At 64.3% G+C, this 25,011-nt stretch carries 24 protein-coding genes and 1 tRNA gene; 16 read left to right on the plus strand and 9 right to left on the minus strand.

The window, feature by feature from the left end; translation table 11 throughout:
* Window positions 1–476 precede the first annotated feature (476 nt).
* Complete coding sequence (gene nadB, locus BLS75_RS13380; RefSeq protein ID WP_072451051.1) at window positions 477–2,093, plus strand: L-aspartate oxidase; 1,617 nt, start codon at window positions 477–479, stop codon at window positions 2,091–2,093.
* Here nadB and BLS75_RS13385 read toward each other — a convergent pair.
* Together BLS75_RS13385 and BLS75_RS13390 are read right to left on the minus strand one after the other, a co-directional pair.
* Window positions 2,062–2,514: a protein YgfX gene (locus BLS75_RS13385; RefSeq protein ID WP_072451052.1), complete on the minus strand. Its 453-nt coding sequence runs from the start codon at window positions 2,512–2,514 to the stop codon at window positions 2,062–2,064. The two genes, nadB and BLS75_RS13385, sit on opposite strands and share 32 nt — an antisense overlap.
* Entirely contained in the window at window positions 2,498–2,752 is a 255-nt protein-coding gene (locus BLS75_RS13390) for an FAD assembly factor SdhE (protein ID WP_011059785.1), read from the minus strand. The genes BLS75_RS13385 and BLS75_RS13390 overlap by 17 nt, the downstream gene beginning before the upstream one ends.
* A 149-nt stretch (window positions 2,753–2,901) precedes the next feature.
* Here BLS75_RS13390 and BLS75_RS13395 point away from each other — a divergent pair, with 149 nt between their 5' ends.
* Together BLS75_RS13395 and BLS75_RS13400 are read left to right on the plus strand one after the other, a co-directional pair.
* Window positions 2,902–3,843, plus strand: a complete 942-nt coding sequence (locus tag BLS75_RS13395; protein WP_041116481.1) for a CAF17-like 4Fe-4S cluster assembly/insertion protein YgfZ — start codon at window positions 2,902–2,904, stop codon at window positions 3,841–3,843.
* A 37-nt stretch (window positions 3,844–3,880) separates the two neighbouring features.
* Window positions 3,881–4,702, plus strand: a complete 822-nt coding sequence (locus BLS75_RS13400) for an HDOD domain-containing protein (RefSeq protein WP_011059783.1) — start codon at window positions 3,881–3,883, stop codon at window positions 4,700–4,702.
* A gap of 7 nt (window positions 4,703–4,709) precedes the next feature.
* Here BLS75_RS13400 and BLS75_RS13405 read toward each other — a convergent pair whose 3' ends face one another.
* Both BLS75_RS13405 and BLS75_RS13410 read right to left on the minus strand, forming a co-directional pair.
* Entirely contained in the window at window positions 4,710–6,095 is a 1,386-nt protein-coding gene (locus BLS75_RS13405) for a sensor histidine kinase (protein ID WP_011059782.1), read from the minus strand.
* Window positions 6,088–6,759, minus strand: coding sequence for a response regulator (locus BLS75_RS13410; protein WP_011059781.1), 672 nt, complete (start codon window positions 6,757–6,759; stop codon window positions 6,088–6,090). The genes BLS75_RS13405 and BLS75_RS13410 overlap by 8 nt, the downstream gene beginning before the upstream one ends.
* Before the next feature lie 236 nt (window positions 6,760–6,995).
* On the opposite strand from BLS75_RS13410, the gene BLS75_RS13415 reads away from it, so the two are divergent.
* The 5 genes from BLS75_RS13415 to BLS75_RS13435 all read left to right on the plus strand — a co-directional run bounded on the left by BLS75_RS13415 (window position 6,996) and on the right by BLS75_RS13435 (window position 12,411).
* Window positions 6,996–8,288 carry an OprD family porin gene (locus BLS75_RS13415; RefSeq protein WP_072451053.1) on the plus strand — a complete coding sequence of 431 codons (1,293 nt, stop codon included), beginning with the start codon at window positions 6,996–6,998 and terminating at the stop codon, window positions 8,286–8,288.
* 79 nt (window positions 8,289–8,367) lie between these two features.
* A complete protein-coding gene (locus tag BLS75_RS13420; protein WP_011059779.1) occupies window positions 8,368–9,354 on the plus strand; it encodes a Bug family tripartite tricarboxylate transporter substrate binding protein in 987 nt (328 codons plus the stop codon).
* Window positions 9,355–9,412: 58 nt separating this feature from the next.
* Window positions 9,413–9,871, plus strand: coding sequence for a tripartite tricarboxylate transporter TctB family protein (locus tag BLS75_RS13425; protein WP_011059778.1), 459 nt, complete (start codon window positions 9,413–9,415; stop codon window positions 9,869–9,871).
* Window position 9,872: 1 nt separating this feature from the next.
* Complete coding sequence (locus BLS75_RS13430) at window positions 9,873–11,387, plus strand: tripartite tricarboxylate transporter permease (RefSeq protein WP_011059777.1); 1,515 nt, start codon at window positions 9,873–9,875, stop codon at window positions 11,385–11,387.
* On the plus strand, window positions 11,380–12,411 hold the full coding sequence (locus tag BLS75_RS13435) for an AbrB family transcriptional regulator (protein ID WP_072451054.1): 1,032 nt from the start codon (window positions 11,380–11,382) through the stop codon (window positions 12,409–12,411). Before BLS75_RS13430 ends, BLS75_RS13435 begins: the two co-directional genes overlap by 8 nt.
* 154 nt (window positions 12,412–12,565) lie before the next feature.
* On the opposite strand, the gene ung is transcribed toward BLS75_RS13435, so the two are convergent.
* Entirely contained in the window at window positions 12,566–13,258 is a 693-nt protein-coding gene (gene ung / locus BLS75_RS13440; protein WP_011059775.1) for a uracil-DNA glycosylase, read from the minus strand.
* Window positions 13,259–13,390: 132 nt separating this feature from the next.
* On the opposite strand from ung, the gene BLS75_RS13445 reads away from it, so the two are divergent.
* Window positions 13,391–14,503, plus strand: a complete 1,113-nt coding sequence (locus BLS75_RS13445; RefSeq protein ID WP_041116463.1) for an enoyl-CoA hydratase/isomerase family protein — start codon at window positions 13,391–13,393, stop codon at window positions 14,501–14,503.
* 115 nt (window positions 14,504–14,618) lie between these two features.
* Here BLS75_RS13445 and BLS75_RS13450 read toward each other — a convergent pair whose 3' ends face one another.
* Together BLS75_RS13450 and BLS75_RS13455 are read right to left on the minus strand one after the other, a co-directional pair.
* A complete protein-coding gene (locus BLS75_RS13450; protein WP_065364737.1) occupies window positions 14,619–15,014 on the minus strand; it encodes a hypothetical protein in 396 nt (131 codons plus the stop codon).
* 274 nt (window positions 15,015–15,288) lie between these two features.
* Complete coding sequence (locus tag BLS75_RS13455) at window positions 15,289–15,525, minus strand: hypothetical protein (protein WP_072451352.1); 237 nt, start codon at window positions 15,523–15,525, stop codon at window positions 15,289–15,291.
* Window positions 15,526–15,837: 312 nt separating this feature from the next.
* Here BLS75_RS13455 and BLS75_RS13460 point away from each other — a divergent pair, with 312 nt between their 5' ends.
* The 5 genes from BLS75_RS13460 to BLS75_RS13480 all read left to right on the plus strand — a co-directional run bounded on the left by BLS75_RS13460 (window position 15,838) and on the right by BLS75_RS13480 (window position 19,697).
* Entirely contained in the window at window positions 15,838–17,325 is a 1,488-nt protein-coding gene (locus BLS75_RS13460) for a sensor domain-containing diguanylate cyclase (protein ID WP_072451055.1), read from the plus strand.
* Window positions 17,318–17,536 carry a cysteine-rich CWC family protein gene (locus BLS75_RS13465; protein ID WP_072451056.1) on the plus strand — a complete coding sequence of 73 codons (219 nt, stop codon included), beginning with the start codon at window positions 17,318–17,320 and terminating at the stop codon, window positions 17,534–17,536. The genes BLS75_RS13460 and BLS75_RS13465 overlap by 8 nt, the downstream gene beginning before the upstream one ends.
* A 29-nt stretch (window positions 17,537–17,565) precedes the next feature.
* Window positions 17,566–18,258 carry a pseudouridine synthase gene (locus BLS75_RS13470; protein ID WP_015634506.1) on the plus strand — a complete coding sequence of 231 codons (693 nt, stop codon included), beginning with the start codon at window positions 17,566–17,568 and terminating at the stop codon, window positions 18,256–18,258.
* Window positions 18,259–18,583: 325 nt separating this feature from the next.
* Window positions 18,584–19,468, plus strand: coding sequence for an alpha/beta fold hydrolase (locus BLS75_RS13475; protein ID WP_015634505.1), 885 nt, complete (start codon window positions 18,584–18,586; stop codon window positions 19,466–19,468).
* A 155-nt stretch (window positions 19,469–19,623) separates the two neighbouring features.
* Window positions 19,624–19,697 (plus strand) — tRNA-Gly (locus BLS75_RS13480).
* A gap of 106 nt (window positions 19,698–19,803) precedes the next feature.
* Here BLS75_RS13480 and BLS75_RS13485 read toward each other — a convergent pair.
* Complete coding sequence (locus BLS75_RS13485; RefSeq protein ID WP_072451057.1) at window positions 19,804–20,232, minus strand: SMI1/KNR4 family protein; 429 nt, start codon at window positions 20,230–20,232, stop codon at window positions 19,804–19,806.
* Window positions 20,233–20,504: 272 nt separating this feature from the next.
* Between BLS75_RS13485 and BLS75_RS13490 the strand changes: the two genes are divergently transcribed.
* Complete coding sequence (locus BLS75_RS13490; RefSeq protein ID WP_072451058.1) at window positions 20,505–21,233, plus strand: class I SAM-dependent methyltransferase; 729 nt, start codon at window positions 20,505–20,507, stop codon at window positions 21,231–21,233.
* Window positions 21,234–21,310: 77 nt separating this feature from the next.
* Here BLS75_RS13490 and BLS75_RS13495 read toward each other — a convergent pair whose 3' ends face one another.
* Window positions 21,311–23,086, minus strand: a complete 1,776-nt coding sequence (locus tag BLS75_RS13495) for a sensor domain-containing diguanylate cyclase (protein ID WP_019094829.1) — start codon at window positions 23,084–23,086, stop codon at window positions 21,311–21,313.
* Window positions 23,087–23,460: 374 nt separating this feature from the next.
* Here BLS75_RS13495 and BLS75_RS13500 point away from each other — a divergent pair, with 374 nt between their 5' ends.
* Window positions 23,461–24,987 carry a DUF1800 domain-containing protein gene (locus BLS75_RS13500; protein WP_176876746.1) on the plus strand — a complete coding sequence of 509 codons (1,527 nt, stop codon included), beginning with the start codon at window positions 23,461–23,463 and terminating at the stop codon, window positions 24,985–24,987.
* Window positions 24,988–25,011 lie beyond the last annotated feature (24 nt).

The following is a 25,011-nucleotide window of genomic DNA, read 5'->3' on the forward strand; positions in this document are numbered from 1 at the left end:
GTTCTCCCCCTCCAAGCAAGTTTCCTGCGGGCTCTGATCCGGCACGCACGAAAAACGCAGCACGGGCGAGGCCGGCTGCGCGAATAATCCTGTCGTCGAATTCTGTCACAAGGGACACACTGTAAACCTTGGATATAACCGACGCTGTCCCTTCTTTCAGGCAACCTTCTATTGAGTTTGGGGCCTTGGCAAAAGTTCCCAATCTTTATAGCTGCGCCAGACGAAGATTGTATAACGGTGGCAAGAAAAACCGCCCTATGTCTTCGATCAGCCGCTCCAGAGGCTGGAATGCTCCGAATATCGGACTGACCGAGAGCAACGCTTTTGCTCGGTGAAGTCGCACAATGCCATGAAGGCGCGACTATTGTGCCGATCCCCCCCTCTATATACTAGTGGGCTGTGTGGCTGCTTTGACTTGCCGATTCAGGCGTCTTGCGCCAACCCCTTCCCGGGTCGCTTTGAGCGGAATCCTTCAAATGAGCCAACAGTTTCAACACGATGTTCTGGTGATTGGCAGCGGTGCCGCCGGCTTGAGCCTGGCCCTGACCCTGCCCAGCCACCTGCGTATTGCCGTCTTGAGCAAAGGCGACCTCGCCAACGGCTCGACATTCAGGGCCCAGGGCGGCGTCGCGGCCGTGCTGGATGATACCGACACCGTAGAATCCCACGTCGATGACACCCTCAATGCCGGCGGCGGCCTGTGCCACGAGGATGCGGTGCGCTTTACCGTTGAACACAGCCGCGAGGCCATCCAGTGGCTGATCGACCAGGGCGTGCCCTTTACCCGCGACGAAGACTCCAGCAGCGACGACAACAGCTTCGAATTCCACCTGACCCGCGAGGGCGGCCACAGCCACCGGCGGATCATCCACGCGGCGGATGCCACCGGTGCGGCCATCTTCAAGACCCTGCTGGCCCAGGCTCGGCAACACCCCAATATCGAATTGCTGGAACAACGGGTCGCCGTCGACCTGATCACCGAAAAACGCCTGGGGCTGGAAGGCGACCGCTGCCTGGGAGCCTACGTGCTCAACCGCAGCACCGGCCAGGTCGACACCTTTGGCGCACGCTTCGTGATCCTCGCCTCCGGCGGCGCAGCCAAGGTCTACCTCTATACCAGCAACCCCGACAGTGCCTGCGGCGACGGTATCGCCATGGCCTGGCGCTCGGGCTGCCGGGTGGCCAACCTGGAATTCAACCAGTTCCACCCCACCTGCCTGTATCACCCATTGGCCAAAAGCTTCCTGATTACCGAAGCCCTGCGTGGCGAAGGCGCCCACCTCAAGCTGCCCAACGGCGAACGCTTCATGCCGCGCTTCGACCCTCGGGCCGAGCTGGCACCACGGGACATCGTGGCCCGGGCCATCGACCATGAAATGAAGCGCCTGGGCATCGACTGCGTGTACCTGGACATCAGCCACAAGCCGGAAGCCTTCATCAAGAGCCACTTCCCCACCGTTTACGAGCGTTGCCTGGAGTTTTCCATCGATATCACCCGGCAGCCGATCCCGGTGGTGCCGGCCGCGCACTACACCTGTGGCGGGGTGATGGTGGACCAACAGGGCCGCACCGACGTGCCGGGCCTGTACGCCATTGGCGAAACCAGCTTCACCGGCCTGCACGGCGCCAACCGGATGGCCAGCAACTCGTTGCTGGAGTGCTTCGTCTACGCCCGTTCGGCGGCGGCCGACATCCTTCGGCAACTGCCTCAGGTGTCGATCCCCATCGCCCTGCCCGCCTGGGATGCCAGCCAGGTCACCGATTCCGATGAAGACGTGATCATTGCGCACAACTGGGACGAGTTGCGGCGGTTCATGTGGGACTACGTAGGCATAGTGCGCACCAACAAGCGCCTGCAGCGGGCCCAGCACCGGGTGCGCCTGCTGCTGGACGAGATCGACGAGTTCTACAGCAACTACAAGGTCAGCCGTGACCTGATCGAGCTGCGCAACCTGGCCCAGGTGGCCGAACTGATGATTCTCTCGGCCATGGAGCGCAAGGAGAGCCGCGGCCTGCACTACACCCTGGACTACCCGCAGATGCTGCCCGAGGCCCGGGACACTATTCTGGTGCCGCCCACCTACGCCGGCTGAACTTGAGCCGCAGCCGCAGGCGCCGATGCTGGTCGGCGGCCTGCGCGTCCCGCGGCACACAGAGGGAGCGCACCCAGCGCTCCCCCCGCAGCCGAAAACGCAGCACCACGATCAATGGCAGCGCCATGCTGTCGGGGCGCAACTGCACGGCCTGCCACCCCTCGGATCGACTCCACAGCTGCCAGCCTTCGGGCGAATGGCGCAACCCGGTGAAGGCCCGTGGATGGCTCAAGAGAATCTGCCGCGGCAACACCCAGCCGGCGTGCAGCAGGCACAACCCTAGCCCCACGAACCTGGCGACAGACGGAAGATCCAGCAGGAAAAACGCGCCCAGGGCGAACGCCTGGGCCAGCAGGTAGGCCGCCAGCAGTTGCCGTGAGGCACGCCAGCGGCATTCGAACAACCTACTTGGGTTGGACACGGTCCAGAATCATGCGGACCATGCGCTGCAGCTCGGGGTCCTCGGACTCGCTGCGCTCCATGAACCAGCCAAACATGTCCTGATCCTCGCACTCCAGCAGCTTGCGATAGCACTCGCGGTCGGTCTCATTGAGATGCGGGTACACCTCCCTGACGAACGGCACCAGCAATACGTCCAGCTCAAGCATGCCGCGGCGGCTGTGCCAGTAGAGGCGATTCAGTTCAACATCTTCAACCATGGAGCGCTCCTCAAATAGAGCGCAAGTATACAGCCCGGGGGAGACGAGAACAGTCGGCTTTGGTCGGTGGCCACCCATCCTTTGTGAACTATCCATTTCAGGGGCGCCCCCTTATGATGTGCTCCAGACTTTTTACCCTGCGATGAACCATGGCTGACTCCGCTTTTTTCTGCCCCCTCTCCCACGAAGGCGTGCTCGCTGTCCGCGGGCCTGACGCCAGCAAATTCCTTCAGGGTCAGTTGACCTGCAACCTCAATTACCTCAGTGACAGCCAGTCCAGCCTCGGCGCCCGCTGCAATCAGAAAGGCCGCATGCAATCGAGCTTCCGCATCCTTCTGGAAGGCGACGGCTGCCTACTGGCCATGGCCCGCGAGCTGATCGAGCCGCAACTGGCGGACCTGAAGAAGTACGCGGTGTTCTCCAAGGCCAAGCTTGCCGACGAAAGCGCCAGTTGGGCGCGTTTCGGCCTGGCCGATGCCCAGGTCGCCCTGAGCGGTCTGGGCCTTGAGCTGCCCGAGGAAGACGGCTCCGTGGCCCGCGCCGATGGCCTGATCGCCTTGCGCGTATCCAGCCAGCGCGCCGAACTCTGGGTGCCGGCCGAGCGCGTCGCCAGCCTGCGCCAGCAACTGGCCGCGCAACTGCCCGAGGGCGAGTTGAACCAGTGGCTGCTGGGGCAAGTCCGCGCGGGCCTCGGCCAAGTCATGCCCGAGACCCGTGAACTGTTCATTCCACAGATGCTCAACCTGCAGGCCGTTGGCGGCGTCAGCTTCAAGAAAGGCTGCTACACCGGCCAGGAAATCGTCGCCCGCATGCAGTACCTGGGCAAGCTCAAGCGTCGCCTGTACCGCCTTGCCCTGCCTGGCGACGCCCTCCCCGTTCCAGGCACTGCGCTGTTCGCTCCCAGCCACAACAGCGCCATTGGCGAAGTGGTCCTGGCCGCCCGGGCGCAGCAGGGCGTGGAACTGCTGGCCGTGCTGCAGGCCGAAGCGGTGGAAGGGGGCGAACTGCACCTGGAAACACTCGAAGGGCCAACCCTGCAACTGCTGGACCTGCCGTACCAGCTGGATCGCGACCGCGAGATCCAGCGCTGATTGCCTGCCTTTTCTTGCAACACCCTAGAGAACTTACATGACTGAGCTGGCGCAAAAGGTCCAACAGGATTTGCTGGAGGCCATCGGCAACGATGACCTGGTTCTGCCAACCCTGCCGGAGGTGGCCCTGCAGATTCGCCAGGCCGCCGAAGACCCGGAAATCAGCGTCAGTACCCTGAGCAAGGTGATAGGCCGCGATACCGCGCTGTCGGCGCGGCTGATCAAGGTGGTCAACAGCCCCTTGCTACGGGCGGCCCAGGAAGTCACCGACCTGCACACGGCAATCACCCGCCTGGGGGTCAACTACAGCAGCAACCTGGCCATCGGCCTGGTGATGGAGCAGATCTTCAACGCCCGCTCCGAAGTGGTGGAACAGAAAATGCGCGATGTCTGGCGCCGCAGCCTGGAGGTGGCCGGGGTCAGTTATGCGCTGTGCCGCAGCTACAGCCAGCTCAAGCCGGACCAGGCGGCCCTGGGCGGCCTGGTGCACCAGATCGGCGTGCTGCCGATTCTTACCTACGCCGAAGACCACTACGAACTGCTCTCCGACCCGGTCAGCCTCAATCACGTGATCGAGCGCATCCACCCGTTGCTGGGAGACAAGCTGCTGCGGGTCTGGGAGTTCCCCGAGCAACTGGTGGAGATCCCCGGGCAATACCTGGACTTCAGCCGCCAGTCGAGCCGGATCGACTACGTCGACCTGGTCCAGGTGGCGACCCTGTACTGCCACAAGGACACCGAGCACCCGCTGTCGCGGATCGACGCCTTCAGCGTGCCGGCCTTCAAGAAGCTGGGGATAGACCCGGACAACAAGGCCATGTGCCTGGACCTGGAAGAATCCCGCTCCATGCTCTATTGAGCATCCCCTAGCCGGCTGTAAAGCTCACCCGCACCTTCAACCCCGACGGCTCGCCATCGTGCAGGCTGATCTGTGCCAGGTGCGCGCGACAGATCTCACCGACGATCGCCAGCCCCAGGCCCGAACCCGCACCCTGCTGATTGCGCCGGTAGAAGCGCTCGAAGACCCGGTCACGGTCTTCCAGGGGAATGCCCGGCCCATCGTCCTCCACCTCCAGCACCCCGGGCGGTGACACCCGCAGCACCACATTGCCACCCGGCGGAGTATGGGCCAGGGCGTTGTCCACCAGGTTGCTGAGCAGTTCATTGAGCAGGGTCGGTTCGCCCCTGAGCCACACCGGTTCGTCGGCCTCCAGGGCCAGGGCCACGCCCCGGGCATGGGCCAGAGGCGCCATGGCCATGCCCAGTTCCCGGGCCAGCTGGCTGAGGTCGAGCAACTGCGCCCCGCCCTCGGCGATCGCCCGGGCGCCGTTTTCCACCCGGGCCAGGGACAGCAACTGATTGGCCAGGTGGGTCAGGCGGTCGGTGCCCTGGGCCGCACTTTCCAGAGTGGCGCGCCAGGTATCCGGCTCACTTGCGCGCAAGCCCAGTTCCAGGCGGGCCTTGAGCGCGGCCAACGGGGTGCGCAACTCATGGGCAGCCTCGGCGATGAACTGCGCCTGGCGCTCGAACTGCCCGCGCAGGCGCTCGGTGAAATGGTTCAAGGCGCGTACCAGCGGCCACAGTTCGCGCTGCACCGAGACCAGGGGCAGCGGCCGCAGGTCGTCCGGCTGGCGCTCTTCCACCGCCCCGCGCAGGCGTTCCAGGGGGCGCAAGGCCGCACTCACCGCAAACCACACCAGCACCAGGGCGCCGATGGCCAGCATGCCCAGGCGCAGCAGGGTATCGGCCATCAGGCTGCGGGCCATGGCCACCCGCGCTTCGTCGGTCTCCGCCACGCGGATTTCCGCCATGCCGTTCATGTTCGGCTCGCTGACCGCCTTGAGCAGGCTCACCACCCGCACGTTCTGGCCCTGGTAGCGGGCGTCGTAGAAGCGCGCCAGGGCCGGGTAATCATCGGTTCGCGGGGTGCCGGGCGGCGGCCCGGGCAGGTTCTCATAACCGGAAATCAGTGTCTGATGGATGTCGTTGACCTGGTAGTAGATGCGCCCGGCGCTGTCGTAGGCAAAGGTGTCCAGGGCCACATAGGGCACGTTGGCACTCAGGCTGCCATCGCGCTGGGACAAGCCGGCGGCGATGGTTCGCGCCGAAGCCAGCAAGGTCCGGTCATAGGCGGTATCGGCGGCCTCACGGCCGTTCCAGTAGGCGCTCAGGCCGCTGGCCAGCATCAGCACCACCAGCAGCAGTGCGAGGTTCCACAGCAAGCGCCAGCGCAGGCTGCTGGGCTTATGCATCGCGGCTTTCCAGCAGGTAGCCCAGGCCGCGGAAGGTGACGATGGCGACCGCATGGCCGTCGAGCTTCTTGCGCAGGCGGTGCACGTAGATCTCGATGGCGTCGGGGCTGGCCTCTTCGTCCAGGCCGAACACCTGGGAGGCCAGTTGCTCCTTGCTCATGACCCGGCCAGGGCGGGCAATCAAGGCTTCGAGCACCGCCTGTTCGCGGGAAGTCAGGGTCAGCAACTCCTCGCCCAGGGTGAAACGCCGGGTGTCCAGGTCATAGGCCAGCACTCCGCAACGCTGCTGGCGCTCGCCCCCCAGCACGCTGCGGCGCAACAGGGCCTTGACCCGGGCCTCCAGCTCGGTCAGCTCGAAGGGCTTGGCCAGGTAATCGTCGGCCCCCAGGTTCAGGCCGTGGACCCGGTCCTTGACGTCACTGCGGGCGGTCAGCATCAGCACCGGCAGGTTCTTGCCGCGGGCCCGCAGGCGCGCCAGCACTTCGAAACCATCCATGCGCGGCAGGCCGACATCAAGGATCGCCACGGCGTATTCCTCGCTGCCCAGGGCCAGGTCGGCCGCCACCCCATCGTGCAGCACATCCACGGTCAGGCCGGTGCTCTTGAGCGCCTGGGCGATACTTTCGGCCAGTTGCAGATGGTCTTCCACGAGCAGGACTCGCATGGCTGTTTACCTCGTTTCAGGGGGGATCGACGCCGCTCTTTGGCGCGGAGTGTACCGCCGCAACCGCCGCTGTGAAGCCCGAAAACCACGAAAGTGCACTGAAAGGTTAGCGAAAGGTTGGCCCTTTAGAGTCCCGCCACGGACAGTCTCGACTGCCCTGGCCGTGAAGGCCGCTGACCCGCAAAACGCCTCGAAGCGTTTTCGTCAAAATAAGAACAATAACGGAGTACTCCAGGATGCCATCCACGCACCCTCAGGCTGTCCAGCCCGCGCGTTTTTCCCGTCTGACCCCGACTGCTCTTGCCAGCGCCGCCACCCTTGCCGGTTTCGCGCCCTTGAGCCAGGCCGCCTTTATCGAAGACAGCAGCGCCACCTTCGAAACCCGCAACATGTACTTCAACCGCGACTTTCGCGACGGCACCAGCGCCCAGCAGTCCAAGCGCGACGAATGGGCCCAGGGGTTCATGCTCAACCTGCAGTCGGGCTACACCGAAGGTACCGTGGGCTTCGGCCTGGACGCCCTGGGCATGCTCGGGGTCAAGCTCGACTCCAGCCCCGACCGCACCGGCACCGGCCTGCTGCCGACCCACGATGACGGGCGCGCGGCCAACGAGTACTCCAAGCTCGGCCTGACCGGCAAGGTGAAGATTTCCGCCACCGAACTGAAAATCGGCAGCCTGATTCCGGAACTGCCGATCCTCAAGCCCAACGACGGGCGCATCCTGCCGCAGACCTTCGAGGGCGGCTTGCTGACCTCCAGGGAGATCAAGAACCTGACCTTCACCGGCGGTCGCCTGGACAAGGCCAAGGACCGCGATGACAGCAACTACGAGGATATCCGCCTCAACAACAAGAACAGCCGCTTCGTCGGCACCGTGGCCGGCAAGCACTTCAATTTCGGCGGCCTGGACTACAAGTTCACCGACAAGATCACCGGCAGCTACCACTTCGCCCAACTGGACGATGTCTACAACCAGCACTTTCTCGGCCTGGTAACCTCCCAGCCCATGGGCCCGGGCACCTTCGGCACCGACCTGCGCCTGGCCATCAGCGACGACCAGGGCCAGGCCCGCGGCGGCAAGATCGACAACAAATCCCTCAACGGCCTGGTGAGCTACGCCCTCAACGGGCATAAACTCAGCGCCGGCTACCAGCACATGTCCGGCGACAGCGCTTTCCCCTACGTCGATGGCAGCGACCCATACCTGGTGAACTTCGTGCAGATCAACGACTTCGCCGGGGCCGAGGAACGCTCCTGGCAAGCCCGTTACGACTTCGACTTCGCCAAGCTGGGAGTGCCCGGCCTGAGCTTCATGACCCGCTACCTCAGCGGCGACAACATTGCCCTGAAGAACGGCGACACCGGCAAAGAGTGGGAACGTAACACCGAGGTCAAATACGTAGTGCAAAGCGGCACCTTCAAGGACGTCGCCGTGCGCCTGCGCAACGCCACCTACCGTTCCAACTATTCGGCACGCGATGCGGATGAAGTGCGCCTGCTGGTGAGCTACAGCGTAGCGCTGTGGTAAGCCCCCCCTATCACGCTCCTACGAAAAACGGGTCGGGGATGACCCGGACATACCCACAACAACTCCTGTGGAGACGCTCATGGACCTTTCACTGCGCAAACTCGCCCTCGCCGCCGGCTGCATGTTGTTCGCCGGCCAGTTGCTGGCAGCCTCCGCCGAGCCCAAGCGCCCGGAATGCATCGCCCCGGCCTCACCTGGCGGCGGTTTCGACCTGACCTGCAAGCTGGCGCAAAGCGCCCTGGTCAACGAGAAACTCCTCTCCAAGCCGATGCGCGTGACCTACATGCCCGGCGGTGTCGGGGCCGTGGCCTATAACGCGGTGGTGGCCCAGCGTCCGGCCGATGCCGGGACCCTGGTGGCCTGGTCCAGTGGTTCGCTGCTGAACCTGGCCCAGGGCAAGTTCGGCCGCTTCGATGAAAGCGCGGTGCGCTGGCTGGCGGCGGTGGGCACCAGCTACGGCGCCATCGCGGTGAAAAGCGATTCGCCCTACAAGAACCTCGACGATCTGGTCCAGGCCCTGAAGAAAGACCCGAGCAAAGTGGTGATCGGCTCCGGTGGCACCGTCGGCAGCCAGGACTGGATGCAGACCGCGCTGATCGCCAAGGCCGCCGGGATCAACCCGCGGGACCTGCGCTATGTCGCCCTGGAAGGCGGCGGCGAGATCGCCACTGCCCTGCTGGGCGGGCATATCCAGGTTGGCAGTACCGACATCTCCGACTCCATGCCGCATATCCTGGCCGGCGACATGCGCCTGCTGGCGGTGTTCTCCGAGCAGCGCCTGGACGAGCCGGAAATGAAAGACATCCCCACCGCCAAGGAGCAGGGCTACGACATCGTCTGGCCGGTGGTACGCGGCTTCTACCTCGGGCCTAAGGTCAGCGATGCGGAGTACGCCTGGTGGAAAGAGGCCTTCGACAAGCTGCTGGCCTCCGAAGAGTTCGCCAAGCTGCGCGACCAGCGCGAGCTGTTCCCCTTCGCCATGACCGGCCCCGAACTGGATACCTACGTGAAGAAGCAGGTAGCCGACTACAAGACCCTGGCCAAAGAGTTCGGCCTGATCCAGTGACCGTCCCTTTCTGACGGCCCGGCCCTCGCGCATCGGGGGCCGGGCCCGGGAGTTAGCCATGCTCGTTCAACGTCTCTTCGCCGCGGTGTTGCTGCTGGCCTGTGCCGGCCTGGCACTGATGGCCTGGCCCTACCAGGCGGCCTTTTCCTACGAACCGGTGGGCCCGCGGGCCTTCCCCCTGCTGATGCTCGGGCTGATGGGCCTGGCCCTGCTGTACATGCTGTTTCGCCCGGCACCGATCAAGCACAGCGAAGAAGAACCGCCCCTGGACCGGCAGACCCTGACCAAGATCGCCCTCTGCGTGGCCTTGCTGCTGGTCTTCGCCGGGGCCTTCGAGCCCTTGGGCTTCATCGTCGCCAGCATTCTCATCGGCGTGCCCATGGCCCGCCTGTACGGCGGCCGCTGGCTGCCCAGCCTGGTGATCATCTGCCTGCTCAGTGTCGGCCTCTACTGGCTGTTCGACCGGGTCATGGACGTCCCCCTGCCCCTCGGCCTGCTCGACGTTCTGGAGAATTGATATGGATACCCTCAGCTATCTGGGCCAGGGCTTCGGCGTTGCACTGACCCCCTACAACCTGGTCACCGCTTTGTCCGGCACCCTGATCGGCACCGTGGTCGGGCTGCTGCCGGGCCTGGGCCCGATCAACGGCGTGGCGCTGCTGATCCCCATCGCCTTCGCCCTGGGCCTGCCGCCGGAATCGGCGCTGATCCTCTTGGCGGCGGTGTACCTGGGCTGCGAATACGGTGGCCGGATCAGCTCGATCCTGCTGAACATTCCCGGCGAAGCCTCCACCGTGATGACCACCCTCGACGGTTACCCCATGGCACGCAAGGGCCTGGCGGGCGTAGCCCTGTCGTTGTCGGCCTGGAGTTCGTTCATCGGTGCCTTCATCGCCACCTGCGGCATGGTGCTGTTCGCCCCGCTGCTGGCCAAGTGGGCGATCGCCTTCGGCCCGGCGGAGTACTTCGTGCTGATGGTGTTCGCCATCGTCTGCCTGGGCGGCATGGCCGGCGACCGACCACTGAAGACCTTCATTGCCGCCTTGATCGGCCTGTTCCTGTCGGCCGTGGGCATCGACGCCAACAGCGGCGTGTACCGCTTCACCGGGGACAATATCCACCTCACCGACGGCATCCAGTTCGTGGTGCTGGTGCTGGGCCTGTTCTCCATCAGCGAGATTCTCCTGCTGCTGGAAAAGACCCATCGCGGCCAGGAAGCGGTGAAGGCCACCGGGCGCATGATGTTCAACTTCAAGGAAGCGGCCTCGGTGTTCGTGGTGAACATCCGCTGCGGCCTGCTGGGCTTCATCATGGGCGTGCTGCCCGGAGCCGGCGCGACCCTGGCCAGCGCTGTGGCCTACATGACCGAGAAACGCATCGCCGGTGCCAGCGGCACCTTTGGCCAGGGCGACAAGCGCGGCCTGGCAGCCCCGGAAACCGCCATCGGCGCCTCGGCCTGTGGCGCCCTGGTACCAATGTTGACCCTCGGTGTGCCCGGTTCCGGCACCACCGCGGTGATGATCGGCGCCCTGTCGCTGTACAACATCACCCCCGGCCCGCTGCTGTTCCAGCAACAGCCGGATATCGTCTGGGGCCTGATCGCCTCGCTGTTCATCGCCAACATCATGCTGGTGATCCTCAACATTCCGATGATCCGTATCTTCACCCGCATCCTTGCGGTGCCGAACTGGGCCCTGGTGCCGGTGATCGCCATCATTACCGGGATCGGCGTCTATGCGGTACACGCCACCACCTTCGACCTGTTCCTGATGGTGGGCATCGGCATCTTCGGCTACATCCTGCGCAAGCTGGACTTCCCGCTGTCGCCAGTGCTGCTGGGCTTCATCCTCGGTGGCCTGATGGAGCAGAACCTGCGCCGGGCGCTGTCGATTTCCAACGGCGCCATGGAGATCCTCTGGTCGAGCCCGATCACCGTCGGGGTCTGGGTGCTGACCGTGATCATGCTGCTGATGCCGCTGCTGCGTATCTGGCGCAAGCGCGCGGCCCAGCAACGTGCCGTGGCCGATGTCTGAATCCACTTGGAAACAGTGGTGGGGCACGCCCCTGGTGGGCCTGGCTGGCGGTTACCTCGCCAGCCAGATCGGCTGGCCGCTGCCGTGGATGGTCGGCTCGTTGCTGGCGATCATCCTGGTGCGCTGCCTGACGCCCTGGCAACTGGCGGAAATCCCCGGCGGGCGCAAATGCGGGCAATGGGTGGTAGGCATCGGCATCGGCCTGCACTTCACCCCGCAGGTGATGGAGCAGGTGCTGAGCCATTTCGGCCTGATCTTCTTCGGTGCCCTGGTCACCAGCCTGTCCAGCGTGGTCGGGGTCTGGCTCTTGCGGCGCACCGGCGAGGACCGGGCCACCGCGTTCTTCTCCAGCATGCCCGGCGGCTCCGGGGAGATGGTCAACCTCGGCGCGCGCAACGGCGCTGTGCTCAGCCGGGTAGCGGCCGGGCAGAGCCTGCGGGTACTGACGGTTGTGCTCTGTGTGCCGGCGGCGTTCAAGTACCTGCTGGGGGAAGGCACACCCGCCCTGCATGCCGCTACGGTGGACTGGCGCTGGCTGGCCCTGCTGTTTCCGGCCGGTGCCCTGCTGGCCTGGCTCTGGCAGCGCCTGCGCCAGCCCAACCCCTGGCTGTTCGGCCCCCTGCTGCTCAGCGCGACACTGAGCATCGCCTGGGACCTGCACATCGGCCTGCCCAACGGCGCCAGCCAGATGGGCCAGTGGCTGATTGGCAGCGGCCTGGGCTGCCACTTCAACCGCCAGTTCTTTCGCCGGGCCCCTTCGTTCATGGGCCGCACCCTGATCGGCACCGCCCTGACCATGCTGATCGCCGGCCTCGCAGCCCTGGGCCTGAGCGCCCTGACCCGCCTGGACCTGCGCTCGCTGACCCTGGGCATGATGCCCGGTGGCATTGCGGAAATGAGCCTGACGGCCGAGGTCCTGCAACTGTCGGTGCCATTGGTAACGGCGATGCAGGTCATGAGGTTGCTGTTCGTGCTGTTTCTCGCCGAGCCCCTGTTCCGCCACTGGAACAAAGGCCCCCTGTAGCCGCAGGCTGCGACAAGGTCCGCAGGACCTTCAGTGGCCGAACCACCGCTGCGTCCCCACGGGCCGTTCGCAGCCTGCGGCAGCGGCTACAGATATGCCTTGGTTCAAGTCGCGAGCGGGGTGGCCGCCAAGCAGCCTCCCCATCGAGCACTGGTTACAACGGCGGCAGGCGCCACTCGATCGGCGTCTCGCCGTTCTGCTCGAGGTATTTGTTGGTGCGGCTGAAGTGCCCGCAACCAAGAAAGCCGCGATAGGCCGACAAGGGCGACGGGTGCACCGAGGTCAGCACCAGGTGCTTGGTGGCGTCGATCAGCTTCTGCTTGCTCTGGGCATGGGCGCCCCACAGCAGGAACACCAGGTGCGGCTGATGCTCGCTGACCACTTCGATGATCCGGTCGGTGAAGAACTGCCAACCCTTGCCCGCATGGGAAGCGGCGTTCGCCCGTTCCACGGTCATGGTGGTGTTGAGCATCAGCACGCCCTGTTCGGCCCAGCTCTGCAGGTAGCCATGGTTGGGGATGTCGATGTTCAGGTCGCGCTTGAGCTCTTTATAGATATTCACCAGCGACGGTGGCGCGGGCACCCCGGGCTGCACCGAGAAGCACAACCCATGGGCCTGACCCGGCCCGTGGTAGGGGTCCTGGCCGAGGATCACCACCTTGACCTTGTCCAACGGCGTGGAGTTCAAGGCGTTGAAGATCATCGGTCCCGGCGGGTAGATTTCCTTGCCGGCGGCATGTTCCTGGCGCAGGAACTCCCGCAGTTCGCTCATGTAGGGCTGGTCGAATTCGGCACGCAGGGCCTCCTTCCAGCTCGGTTCGAGTTTGATACGATCGTCAGCAGTCATGGCCATGCCCGTGAAAAAACAATGGCCGCACCCTAGGAAAGCCCACTTCGCTTGTCAATTGATCTGACACAGAACCGGCACTTTCCCTTACAGCGATCATACTGACCGCTTAAATTTCCCATCGAGGTCACGATGAACCTGCACGTCGAAGAACTCACCGGCACCGATGGTGCACGCATCGCCATTGCCACCCTGGACGCGGAAAAATCCCTGAACGCCCTGTCCCTGCCCATGATCCAGCAGTTGAGCGAACACCTCGACACCTGGGCCAAGGACCCGCAGGTAGTGTGCGTGCTGTTGCGGGGCAACGGCGCCAAGGCTTTCTGCGCCGGCGGCGAAGTGCGCAGCCTGGCCCAGGCCTGCCTGGCCCATCCCGGCGAAGTGCCGCCGCTGGCCGGGCACTTCTTCGCCGCGGAATACCGCCTCGACTATCGCTTGCACACCTACCCCAAACCACTGATCTGCTGGGGCCACGGTTATGTCCTGGGTGGCGGCATGGGGCTGCTGCAAGGTGCTGGCATTCGTATCGTCACCCCCAGCAGCCGCCTGGCGATGCCGGAAATCAGCATTGGCCTGTACCCGGATGTGGGCGCCAGTTGGTTCCTGTCGCGCATGCCCGGCAAGCTCGGGCTATTCCTGGGCCTTACCGGCGCCCATATGAACGGCCGCGACGCTCTGGACCTGAACCTTGCCGACCGTTTCCTGCTCGATGAGCAACAGGAAGCGCTGATCGAGGGCCTGCTGCAACTGAACTGGCAGGAACAGACCCCAAGGCAGCTCAACAGCCTGCTCAAGGCCCTGCAACAGGAAGCCCTGGAGCAGATGCCCGACGCTCAGTGGCTGCCGCGCCGGCAACAGATCGACAGCTGGCTGGATGTCAGTGACGTGGCCTGTGCCTGGCGGGCGATCAGCCAGTTGCACAACCACAGCGATGCCCTCTACAGCCGTGCGGCCAAGACCCTTGTCGAAGGCTGCCCGCTGACTGCACACCTGGTGTGGGAACAGATCCGCCGCGCCCGTTACCTGTCCCTGGCCGAGGTGTTCCAGATGGAGTACACCCTGAGCCTGAACTGCTGCCGGCATCCGGAATTTGCCGAAGGCGTGCGCGCGCGGCTGATCGACAAGGATCATCAGCCGCACTGGCACTGGGCGGATATCAACAGCGTGCCCGAGGCCGTGGTGGAGGCGCATTTCCACAAGGCCTGGGAAGGTCGCCATCCCCTGGCGGACCTGACGGATTACTAGATCGTCACAGGCTGCGCACTGCCCGAAGGGACCCGGCGACAGTGGACTCGCCGAAGGTCCTGCGGACCTTGTCGCAGCCTGCGGCAGCGGCTACAGGGTTCAGCCCAGTACCGGTTCAATGACCGCGGCCACCGTGGCCATGGTCGCCGCGCCCGTGATCGCCGCGCCCGCCATTGTCACGCCCGCCGTGGCCGCCCCAGTCCTGGTTGCTCCAGTTGTTCGGCCGGCCATGCCCACCCCAACCCTGGTTCGGATAAGGCCGGTATACCGCGCGCGGTGGCTGGTAGTAACGCGGGGCCGGTTGGTAATAGCGCGGCGCCGGCTGGTAGTAGCGCGGTGGGTAGTAACTGCGCCCCGTGGAATAGTAGGAAGACCCGCCACCGTAGTAATAGGCCGGCGCGGGAGCGCTGTAGACCTCCGAGCTGTAGTAGCCGGAGCCTCCACCGTAATAAGGGGCACACGCAGCAAGGCTCGAACCCAGTAAGGCAATCAGTAGAAGTCGACGATACATGGCGGCCTCCTGGACCGCGAAGAAGCCTCGCCAGCGACGCTGGCAGGCGGCAATCAGCAACAGGCTGACTGACGCAATATCTGACCGCGAAAAGCGCTTGTGGTGCGATTTGCGCAACACTTTGAAACAAGTGCTGCTGACGTCCTTTCCCGCGGTTTTCCACGCCCACGAAAAAGCGCTGCCTCAGGCAAAGGCAGCGCTGTGGGCAACGACTCTCGGCCCTTGGCCTCTTGTCATCCGAGGCGGTGGCCTGTTGTACGGGCCTTGGTGCCGGCTAGTGGTGCCAGCGTCGGTAGCCGCCGTAGTAGTGCGGCCCGTAGCCCCCGTGATAGTAGGGCCGGTAATAGTAGTGAGGCCTGTAGCCGCCTCCATAGTAGGGGTAGCCATCGTAGTAATAGGGGCCTGGAACCGCATACACGTCAGTGCGGTAGTAGCCCGGCTCGACGTAATAGGGCACACAGGCGGACAGACTCAAACCAAGCACAACACCGAGCAAGATTCGACGGAACATGGCGGCCTCCCGGACCGCGTGCAAGCCGTACCAGCGACGCTGGACGACGCCAATCGAAACGGCATGACTGGCATTGCATAGGACCGCAAAAAGCCGTTGCGGTGCGCCGCGTAGCAGTGCCCCGATGACTTCACCGACCAGTGGCGGGGCCCGCTTGGCGGCCCTGCAGGCCCCAACTGCGACGAGCCTCTGGCGGGCCTTCCAGCGCCTGGCAAACGTATCGAAGTCGAGACAATTCAGGCGCGTGATGAACGAGTTATTTGCGCGCCGTGCCACTAGAATGCGTCATCGGGCCACTATCACGGAATCACCATGCCGCGCCGCTCTCCCCTGTATTCCCAGCGCTCGCTGGTTCTGGTCCTGATCGCCCTGCTGGGCAGCGGTTTTCTCGCCACCTCGCTGCTCAGCTACTACGCCTCGCGGGATTCGATCCGCGACAGCATCGTCAATACCGAACTGCCCCTGACCTCCGATACCGTGTACTCGGAAATCCAGAAGGACCTGGTGCGGCCGGTGCTGATCTCCTCGATGATGGCCCGCGATACCTTCATGCGCGACTGGGTGGTGGCCGGCGAGCGCGACCCGAGCCAGATGACCCGCTACCTCAACGAGGTCATGACCCATTACGACGCCTACACCGCGTTCTTCGTCTCCAACACAAGCCTCACCTACTACCAGGCCAAGGGCGTGCTGAAGAAGGTCAAGGCCGATGAGCCCCGGGACGCCTGGTACTTTCGCGTACGCGACATGAGCACGCCCTACGAGATCAACGTCGACCCGGACCTGGCCAACCAGGACAAGCTGACCTTCTTCATCAACTACAAGGTCTACGACTACCAGGACCGCTTCATCGGCGCCGCCGGGGTCGGCCTGACCGTGGATGCGGTGATCAAGCTGATCGACAAGTACCAGCAGCGTTACCAGCGCAGCGTGTACTTCGTCGACGCCTTCGGCCGCATCGTCCTCACCGGTGCCGACGGAGGCCCCCAGGGCGCCCGCAGCGGCCAGTCGCTGCATGAACTGGACAGCCTCAAGGAGCTGCTGAGCCAATTGCCCAAGCCCCACAGCGGCAGCTATGAATACAATTCCCAGGGCCAGGGGCACTTTCTCAATGTGCGCTTCATTCCCGAGCTGAACTGGTACCTGTTCGTCGACAAACGCGAAGACGGCGCCCTCAACAGCATCCGCCAGTCGCTGTACCTGAACCTGCTGATCTGCCTGGTGATCACCACCATCGTGCTGGTCCTGCTCAGCGCCGTGGTGCGCCGCTATCAGCGCAAGATCGAAGCCCAGGCCACCCTCGACAGCCTTACCCGTCTGCCCAACCGCCGCGGGTTCGACCTGCTGGCGGCCCAGGCACTGCAAGAGGCCTGGCGCGACCTGACGCCGCTGTGCGCCGTGCTGCTGGACCTGGACCACTTCAAGCGCCTCAACGACACCTACGGCCACCTGGCCGGGGACCAGGTGCTCAGTGGCTTCGCCCGGGACCTGGAGGGCTGCCTGCGCCAGTCCGACATCGTCTGCCGCTGGGGCGGCGAAGAGTTCATCGTCCTGCTCAAGGACACCGACAGCAGCGTGGCCCTGGGCATCGCCGAGAAGATCCGCCTGCTCACCGAACAGCAGCGCTATCACTATGAAGGGCAGCCGCTGCAACTGACCGTCAGCATCGGCTTGACCAGCCTGCAAGCCCAGGACACCCTGCACAGCCTGCTGTCCCGTGCCGACCACGCGATGTACCGTGCCAAGCACACCGGACGCAATCGAACCTGCGTGGAAATGCCTCACTCCAGCCATGAATGAACCTGAACTCTGCCCCGCCTGCGGTGCCCGCAACGACTGCACCCTGGCCGACCCACGCCGCGCCGGCCAGGCCTGCTGGTGCTACAGCGTGGACATCGACCCGGCGATCATCGAGGCCCTGGCGCCGGAGCTGCGCAACCAGTCCTGCCTGTGCCCGCGCTGTGCCGGGGTCGACGCGCAGCTGCGCGCCGCTACCCTGCCCCGTCCCTGAGCCCCTCCAGCCGATAGCCACCGATTACCATGCGCATTGACCGTTTTCTCAGCAACCTGCCCCGTTTCAACCGCCAGCAAGTGCGCGTGCTGCTGGTGCAACGACGCATTCGCATCGATGGGCAGCCGGTCAGCGACCCCAAGGCCGAGGTCCGCGAGTTCAGCCGGGTGGAGCTGGACGACGAAGTGCTGCAGGCCGGCAAGCCGGCGCGCTACTTCATGCTGCACAAGCCCATGGGCTGCGTCAGCGCCACCCGCGACCCCGAGCACAAGACCGTGCTCGAACTGATCCATGAGCCGGACCCGCAGGATCTGCATATCGCCGGGCGCCTGGACTACAACACCACGGGGCTGATGCTGATCACCAACGATGGCAACTGGTCGCGGCGCCTGACCCAGCCCCAGACCAAACTGCCCAAGCTCTATTACGTGGAAACCGAGCAGGAGATCGGCCCCGAATACGTCGAGACTTTCGCCCGTGGCCTGTATTTCGCCTTCGAGGACCTGACCACCCTGCCCGCTCAACTGCAGATCCTCGGCCCCCGCAGCGCCCGGCTGAGCATCGTCGAAGGGCGCTATCACCAGGTCAAGCGTATGTTCGGCCACTTCAACAACAAGGTGCTGCGCCTGCACCGCGAACGCATGGGCCCGCTGCTGCTGGACGAACGCCTGGCCCCCGGTGAATACCGTGCTCTGAGCGACGCCGAAATACGCCTGATCTGAGCGTTGCGCCGCGCCACACGACCGCTGGGCAGAAGCTGTCGAACAATTTGCCCAATGACCTTGCAGGTTCCCGGTTGCCCTGCTTGAATCTGTCCGTCGGCCGTATTGTGACCGATGAGTCACAACCACACATCTAAGAAACCCTTTGCCGGCCTGAGCCCTGCCTGCTCTGCCTTCCCCCCGGCAAATCGCCCGCCTATAACAACACCCGTCGACCTGCCTTACCGGATCGACATGGGCTCCGATTCCAGGCGTATGCCTACCTGTCACATTGCCCGTGCACACTCACGTTGCGCGCATACCCGCTTGCCAGGAGTCTTATGACATGAGGCCAGAAATCGCTGTGCTGGATATACAGGGTCAGTATCGGGTTTACACGGAGTTCTATCGCGCAGATGCCGCAGACAAGACCATCATTCTGGTCAACGGCTCACTGGCCACCACTGCGTCCTTTGCCCAGACCGTGAAGAACCTCCACCCGCAGTTCAATGTGGTGCTCTACGACCAGCCCTACGCGGGTCGCTCCAAGGCCCACAACAGGCACGAACGGATGCTCACCAAGGAAGTCGAGGGGCAGATCCTGCTGGAGTTGATCGAGCACTTCGCCGCCGAACATGTGCTGTCGTTTTCCTGGGGCGGCGCCGCCGCCCTGCAAGCGCTCTCCCAGCGCCCGCGACGCATCGAGAAGGCGGTGATCAGCTCGTTCTCGCCGGTGATCAACGAACCGATGCGCGACTACCTGGAACGCGGTGTCGACTACCTCGGCAGCCGCGATGGCCATCGCGTCGGCGACCTGGTCAACAACACCATCGGCAAGCACCTGCCGTCGCTGTTCAAGCGTTTCAACTATCGCCACGTCAGCAGCCTGGCGGAACATGAGTACGGGCAGATGCACTTCCACATCAGCCATGTGCTCCATGGTGATCGCCAGTGCTACCTCAGGGCCGCACGCAACATCCAGGTCCCGGTGCTGTTCATCAACGGCGAATGGGACGAGTACACCTCGGCCAACGATGCCCGGCTGTTCGCCAACCATGTGCAGCAGTCGAGCTTCAGCACCATCCAGGCCACCGGGCACTTTCTCGACATGGAGCACAAGGCCGCCTGCCGCGACACCCGCCAGGCCCTGATGGGGTTCCTCAAACCGGGCCAGTACGACAACCGTTCGCGTGCCCCGCATGTCCAGGAGCAGCATGTACGAGCCCTCTGAAAAGCCCTCCTCGCAGGCCGCCTGCATACCGTGACAACCCCGGTTTTCACGGTAGGGGGCGGGCTGGCGATGAAGGTTAGCGGCGCGCAAGCACAAGTCAGCTAAAGAAAAACTTCAAATCCACGGCCACATCTGGTACAAAGTCAGCCGTTCGAGCGGGTGTCGTATAATGGCATTACTCCAGCTTCCCAAGCTGATAACGAGGGTTCGATTCCCTTCACCCGCTCCACTTCCCCAATCTGCGTGCCCACGCAGAAGCTCCAAGCAGTTTCCCAGTCGTTGAACTGCAGCGATCTCTCCCTCCAGACCTGACCATTCAAGCCCAAGCCTTGTGCCTATCCGGGCCGATCGGTGCTGGCCAGAAAAGCTGCATAGCCATCGGCAACCACGGACGTGGCGCCAGTCTCATGGGACCAGAGCACCACCACCGGCTCACCGGCCTCCCCCAGCACGGCGTAATCGAAGCAGTAGTAGTCGCCCGTGCCGAACTGGGCGAACGGCAGCAGGCTGGAGAAACCCGCCGGCTCAGCGCAGACGTTGTCCTGACAGGCCCGCCAGCCGCCTTCGAAATGGCGGACTATCGACTCCCAGGTCTTGCGCGGATCCCGGGCATCGAAGACCGGAAACACCTCCAGCGCCCCCAGGGCCTTGCCGTTGTGCTCCAGCAACCAGCGCGCGAACGAGCAGGGCAAGGTACGCCCCAATGCCGTCTCTGCCGCGCGGATCGCCTCGATCGTCGTGCCTGTCACTCTCGCTTTGCCCATGATGCCTCTCTTGGGGTACGAATTCGGGGCCGGGGACACTCGGTGTTCCCGGCCGGCGATTGTGCCGATGAAGATCCTGGCGTGCAAAGCATCCGGCGATGGCCCGGCCCGCAAAACTGGCTAAGATATCCGACCTGTTTTGCTGCACCACCTGCCCGGCCATCGACGATACCTGCGTCGCGCCCTGCGAGGGAGAAGCCCCTCAGCCGTTTCAACTGCATGACATTCCCTGCCCACCAGGGCTGCACACGAACCTGAAAGAGCCTCCCCACATGACTCAGAACATCTACGACGACCCGATTTTTTTCCAGGCCTACAGCCAGATGGGCCGCTCCCTCGGCGGCCTCGACGCCGCGCCGGAATGGCCGGCCCTGCAAGCCCTGCTGCCACCGATGAACGGCCTGCGGGTGCTGGACCTGGGCTGCGGCTATGGCTGGTTCAGCCGCTGGGCCAGCGAGCACGGTGCCCGCCAGGTAGTGGGCCTGGACGTTTCGCAGAAGATGCTGGCCACCGCCCGCGCCACGACCTCGGCACCCAACGTGCAGTATCAGCAAGAGGACCTGGAGCGACTGCGCCTGCCCGCCTGCAGCTTCGACCTGGTCTATAGCTCACTGGCCCTGCACTACATCAAGGATTTGCCCGGCCTGTTCGCCCAGGTCTATGCGGCCCTGGTACCGGGGGCGCGCCTGGTGTTCTCCATCGAGCACCCGATCTTCATGGCACCGCGCAACCCGGGCTGGCAGGTGGACGCGCAGGGCCGCCAGTCCTGGCCGGTGGACAGCTACCAGCAGGAAGGCGAGCGGGTGACCCACTGGCTGGCCGAAGGGGTGATCAAGCAGCACCGTACCCTGGGCACGCTGCTCAACACGCTGATCGATACCGGCTTCAACCTGCGCCATGTGCAGGAGTGGGGCCCCACGGAGCAGCAGGTCGAGGACCTTCCGGCGCTGGCAGAGGAGCGGGAGCGGCCGATGCTGTTGCTGGTGTCAGCGCAGCGGTGAGGAGGTGCGGCGCCCTTGAAACGGCAGCTCGGTCGCAGCCTGCGGCCGCGGCTGCAGAAGAACATCTGTAGCCGCAGTCAGTAGCCTTGCTGGAGTGGAAAGCGCTGGGCCGCGCTGCGGGCCAGGAATTTTTCCTGGACCATGGGCCGGGCCAGGAAATAACCCTGGGCCTCATCGCAGCCGAAGGTGCGCAGCATCTGCAGGCACTTGAAGCTTTCAATGCCCTCGGCCACGGTGCGGTAGCCCAGTTCCCGGGCCAGGGCGATGACCGAGCGGGTGATCTTCTGGTGCTGGGCACTGCTCTCAAGGTCGGTGACCATGGATTTGTCGAGCTTCACCACGTTGGCCGGAATCTGATGCAGATAGGCGAAGTTACTGTAGCCGGTACCGAAATCGTCGATGGCCACATCCATGCCCAGGGCGCGGATCTTGCTCAACTGGTCCAGCACCCGCGGGTTGGAACGCAACCAGGCACCCTCGGTGATTTCCACTTCCAGGCGATGGGGTTCGATGCCGTGGCGGCGACAGGCCGCCTTGAGCACATCAGCGATGTCCTGGTCCTCGAAATCCTGGGGCGAGAGGTTGATCGACAGGCGCTGCACTTCATCGTCGCTCCAGGCTTGCAGCTTGCCGAGCACCGCATTGATCACCCAATGGGTTACGCGGTGGATCAACGCATTGCGCTCCATCACCGGAATGAACTCCGCCGGTGAGATCGGCCCCAGCCAGGGGTGATCCCAGCGGATCAGCGCCTCGGCGCTGACCTGGGCGCCGTCGGGCAGGGCGAAACGCGGTTGGAACATCAGGTAGATCTGCCCACTGTCCAGGGCTTCGCTGATATCCGAGGCCAGATTGAAGGCTCGCCGGTAGGCCTGGTCCCGCACCACGTCGTAAGGCGCCCAGGTGCTGCGGTTGAGGGTCGCCAGTTCCAGGGCGAACATGGCCTTGCGCAACACGTCGGGCACGGCGTCGCGATCCGTGGAGAACTCCACCGTGCCCGCGCACACCCCGGGAATCATCGGCAGTTCCAGCCCTGGCGGCTGACGCCGCAGGCGCCGCACCAGGCCTTCCAGGAAGCGCTCGATCCCGGGAGCCGCCGGCAGCAGGAAGCCGAAGCGCTTGACCGATACGTGATACACCCGCACATGGCGCCCCAGGTAGGCGAGCAGTTGCTGGGCCAGGAAACGCACGATGGTCTCGAACGGTGCCAGGCCCATGGCCAGGGTCAGCTCGTGGGCCACGGTCATGTCCACCGCGTCCACCAGCACCAGCACGCGCCGTTCTCCCGGGTTCTCATCCGCCAGGTCGTACAGGTCGCTCTGAAATTGCTCACGGTTGGGCAGCCTGCTCACCGGGTCGCGCCGGGTCAGGCGCTGACGCTGCTCCACCTGCTCCATCACCAGGGATGCCAGGTCGCGCAGTTGCTGACGCTCGGCAGCGTTCAGGCGCTGGGGCTGGCGATCGATGACGCACAGGCTGCCGATCGCATGCCCCGTGGAGGTAATCAGCGGCGCGCCGGCATAAAAACCGATGCCCGGGTCTTGGGTCACCAGGGGGTTGGCGTGGAAACGCACATCCTGGCGGGCGTTTTCCACCTCGAATACATCGCCGGACTTGATGGTATAGGCGCAGAACGATTGCTCGATGGGGGTCTGCTCGGGCGCAAAGCCCACCCGCGACTTGAACCACTGCCGATCACGGTCCACCAGAGTGATCAGGGCCGTGGGCACCTTGAAGTACTCTGCGGCCAGCCGGCAGATGCGGTCAAAACGCTCGCACCGGGCCGTATCCAGCAGTTCCAGGGCATACAGGGCAGCCAGGCGCTGCTCCTCGGCCAGCGCCTTATCGGGCATATTGCGCCTCGGGCAGGATCAACACACTCATCACCAATCTATCTCACCAACGCAGGGATGGAACGACACCCGGAAACCGGGTCGGGCCTTGAAGTAGTGGCACTACGACATCCATCGACAGCATGACGCAGTGACTAGTGCTTGCCAATTCCATCCGTCGGACGAACGGTCGACGGCAAGCCCCCCAACCCTGCGTTGAAACACTTGTCCTAGAGCATTGCCGACTGAAAGCCGGAACAACCCTCTGATAGCCTGCGACGCTATACCGCTGTGCTGCCCAGGGAGCCGGAACAGGCTTCACGCCCTGCCCTGAACCTGGCAACGGACGGCGAAAATCCCATCGGCCGCGACCTCTCACTTCGGACCAACCGCCCATGCCAAGGCTTTCCCCGTTGCCCCGCTGCCTGTACCTGGCTGTGCTGCTGCCAATCCTGGCCCATGCCGCACAACCTCAAGCGCCCAGTGCCGCCGACATCGCCTGGCTGCGGCGTGACGGCTTCGACCTGGACGCGGCGCAACTCCAGCGCCTGCACACCCTGGGGCGCAATGAGCTGCTGAGGGCGCAACTGGACGATCGCCTGCACGATCCGTTGCCACCGGTCATCGACACCCTGCTGCGCAGTTATCCGGCCCTGAACGATTCACCCCGCTCCCTGCTGGAGGAGTTCCGGCAGCGCCAGGAACAGATCAAGGCAATGCCCGAGGGCGAAGCGCGCAACCAGGCGCAAAAAGACCTGCGCCAGTACGCCGCCCAACTGGCTGAACAGACCCAGTCCAGTGTGCTGTTGCAAGCTGTCTACGGCCCCAACCAGCTCAAGGAACAACTGGTGCTGTTCTGGCTCAACCATTTCAGCGTGTTCCAGGGCAAGGGCAGGGTGCGGCTGCTGACCGCCGACTACCTTGAAAACACCCTCCGCCCCCACGCCCTGGGCAAGTTCAAGGACCTGCTGCTGGCCACCCTGCAAAGCCCGGCCATGCTCGAATACCTGGACAACAGCAGCAACGCCAGGGGCAAGGTCAACGAGAACTACGCCCGTGAACTGATGGAACTGCACAGCCTGGGCGTCGACGCCGGCTACAGCCAGGAAGACGTGCAACAGCTGGCGCTGATCCTCACCGGAGCCGGGCTGGCGCCCCTGGACGGTCGCGAGCAGCACTTTCCCCGCAACCTGCAGCCCCTGGTGGTGCAACAGGGCCTGTTCCAGTTCAACCCCAAACGTCACGACTTCAGCGACAAGCACCTGCTGGGCCATACCATCAAGGGCAGCGGGTATGACGAGATCACCCAGGCCGTGGACCTCATCACCCGGCAACCGGCCTGCGCGCGGTTCATCTCGCGCAAGCTGGCCCAGTACTTCGTCGCGGACGAGCCGCCGCCAGCGCTGGTGGCGCGCATAGCCAAGAGCTTCAGTGACAGCGATGGCGACATCGCCCAGGTCATGGCCACCCTGATGCAATCGCCGGAGCTGCTGCGCGCGGCCGGCAGGAAATTCAAGGACCCGCAACAGTTCGTGGTCTCGGCGCTGCGCCTGACCTATGACGGCAAGCCCCTGGCCAACCCGCGACCACTGCTCAACTGGCTGAATCAGATGGGCCAGCCGCTGTTCGGGCGCATCACTCCCGACGGCTGGCCGCTGGTAGCCAGTGACTGGTCGAGTTCCGGGCAGATGGCCAAGCGCTTTGAAATCGCCCGGGCCATGGGCTCGGGCAACAACCGGCTGTTCACCGCCGAGGGCAGCCAGGTCCCGGGGCCGGGGTTTCCCATGATCACCACGCCGATGTATTACCAGGCGATCGCCCCCTACCTCTCCAGCACCACCCGCAACGCCCTGGAGCAGGCCGTTTCCCCCCAGGAATGGAACACCTTCCTGCTGTCCTCGCCGGATTTCAACAATCGCTGAGAGCGCCCTACCTGACCAGGAGCC

Origin of the sequence: Pseudomonas sp. NFPP12, assembly GCF_900103205.1 — a bacterium.
GTDB classification, from domain to species: domain Bacteria; phylum Pseudomonadota; class Gammaproteobacteria; order Pseudomonadales; family Pseudomonadaceae; genus Aquipseudomonas; species Aquipseudomonas protegens.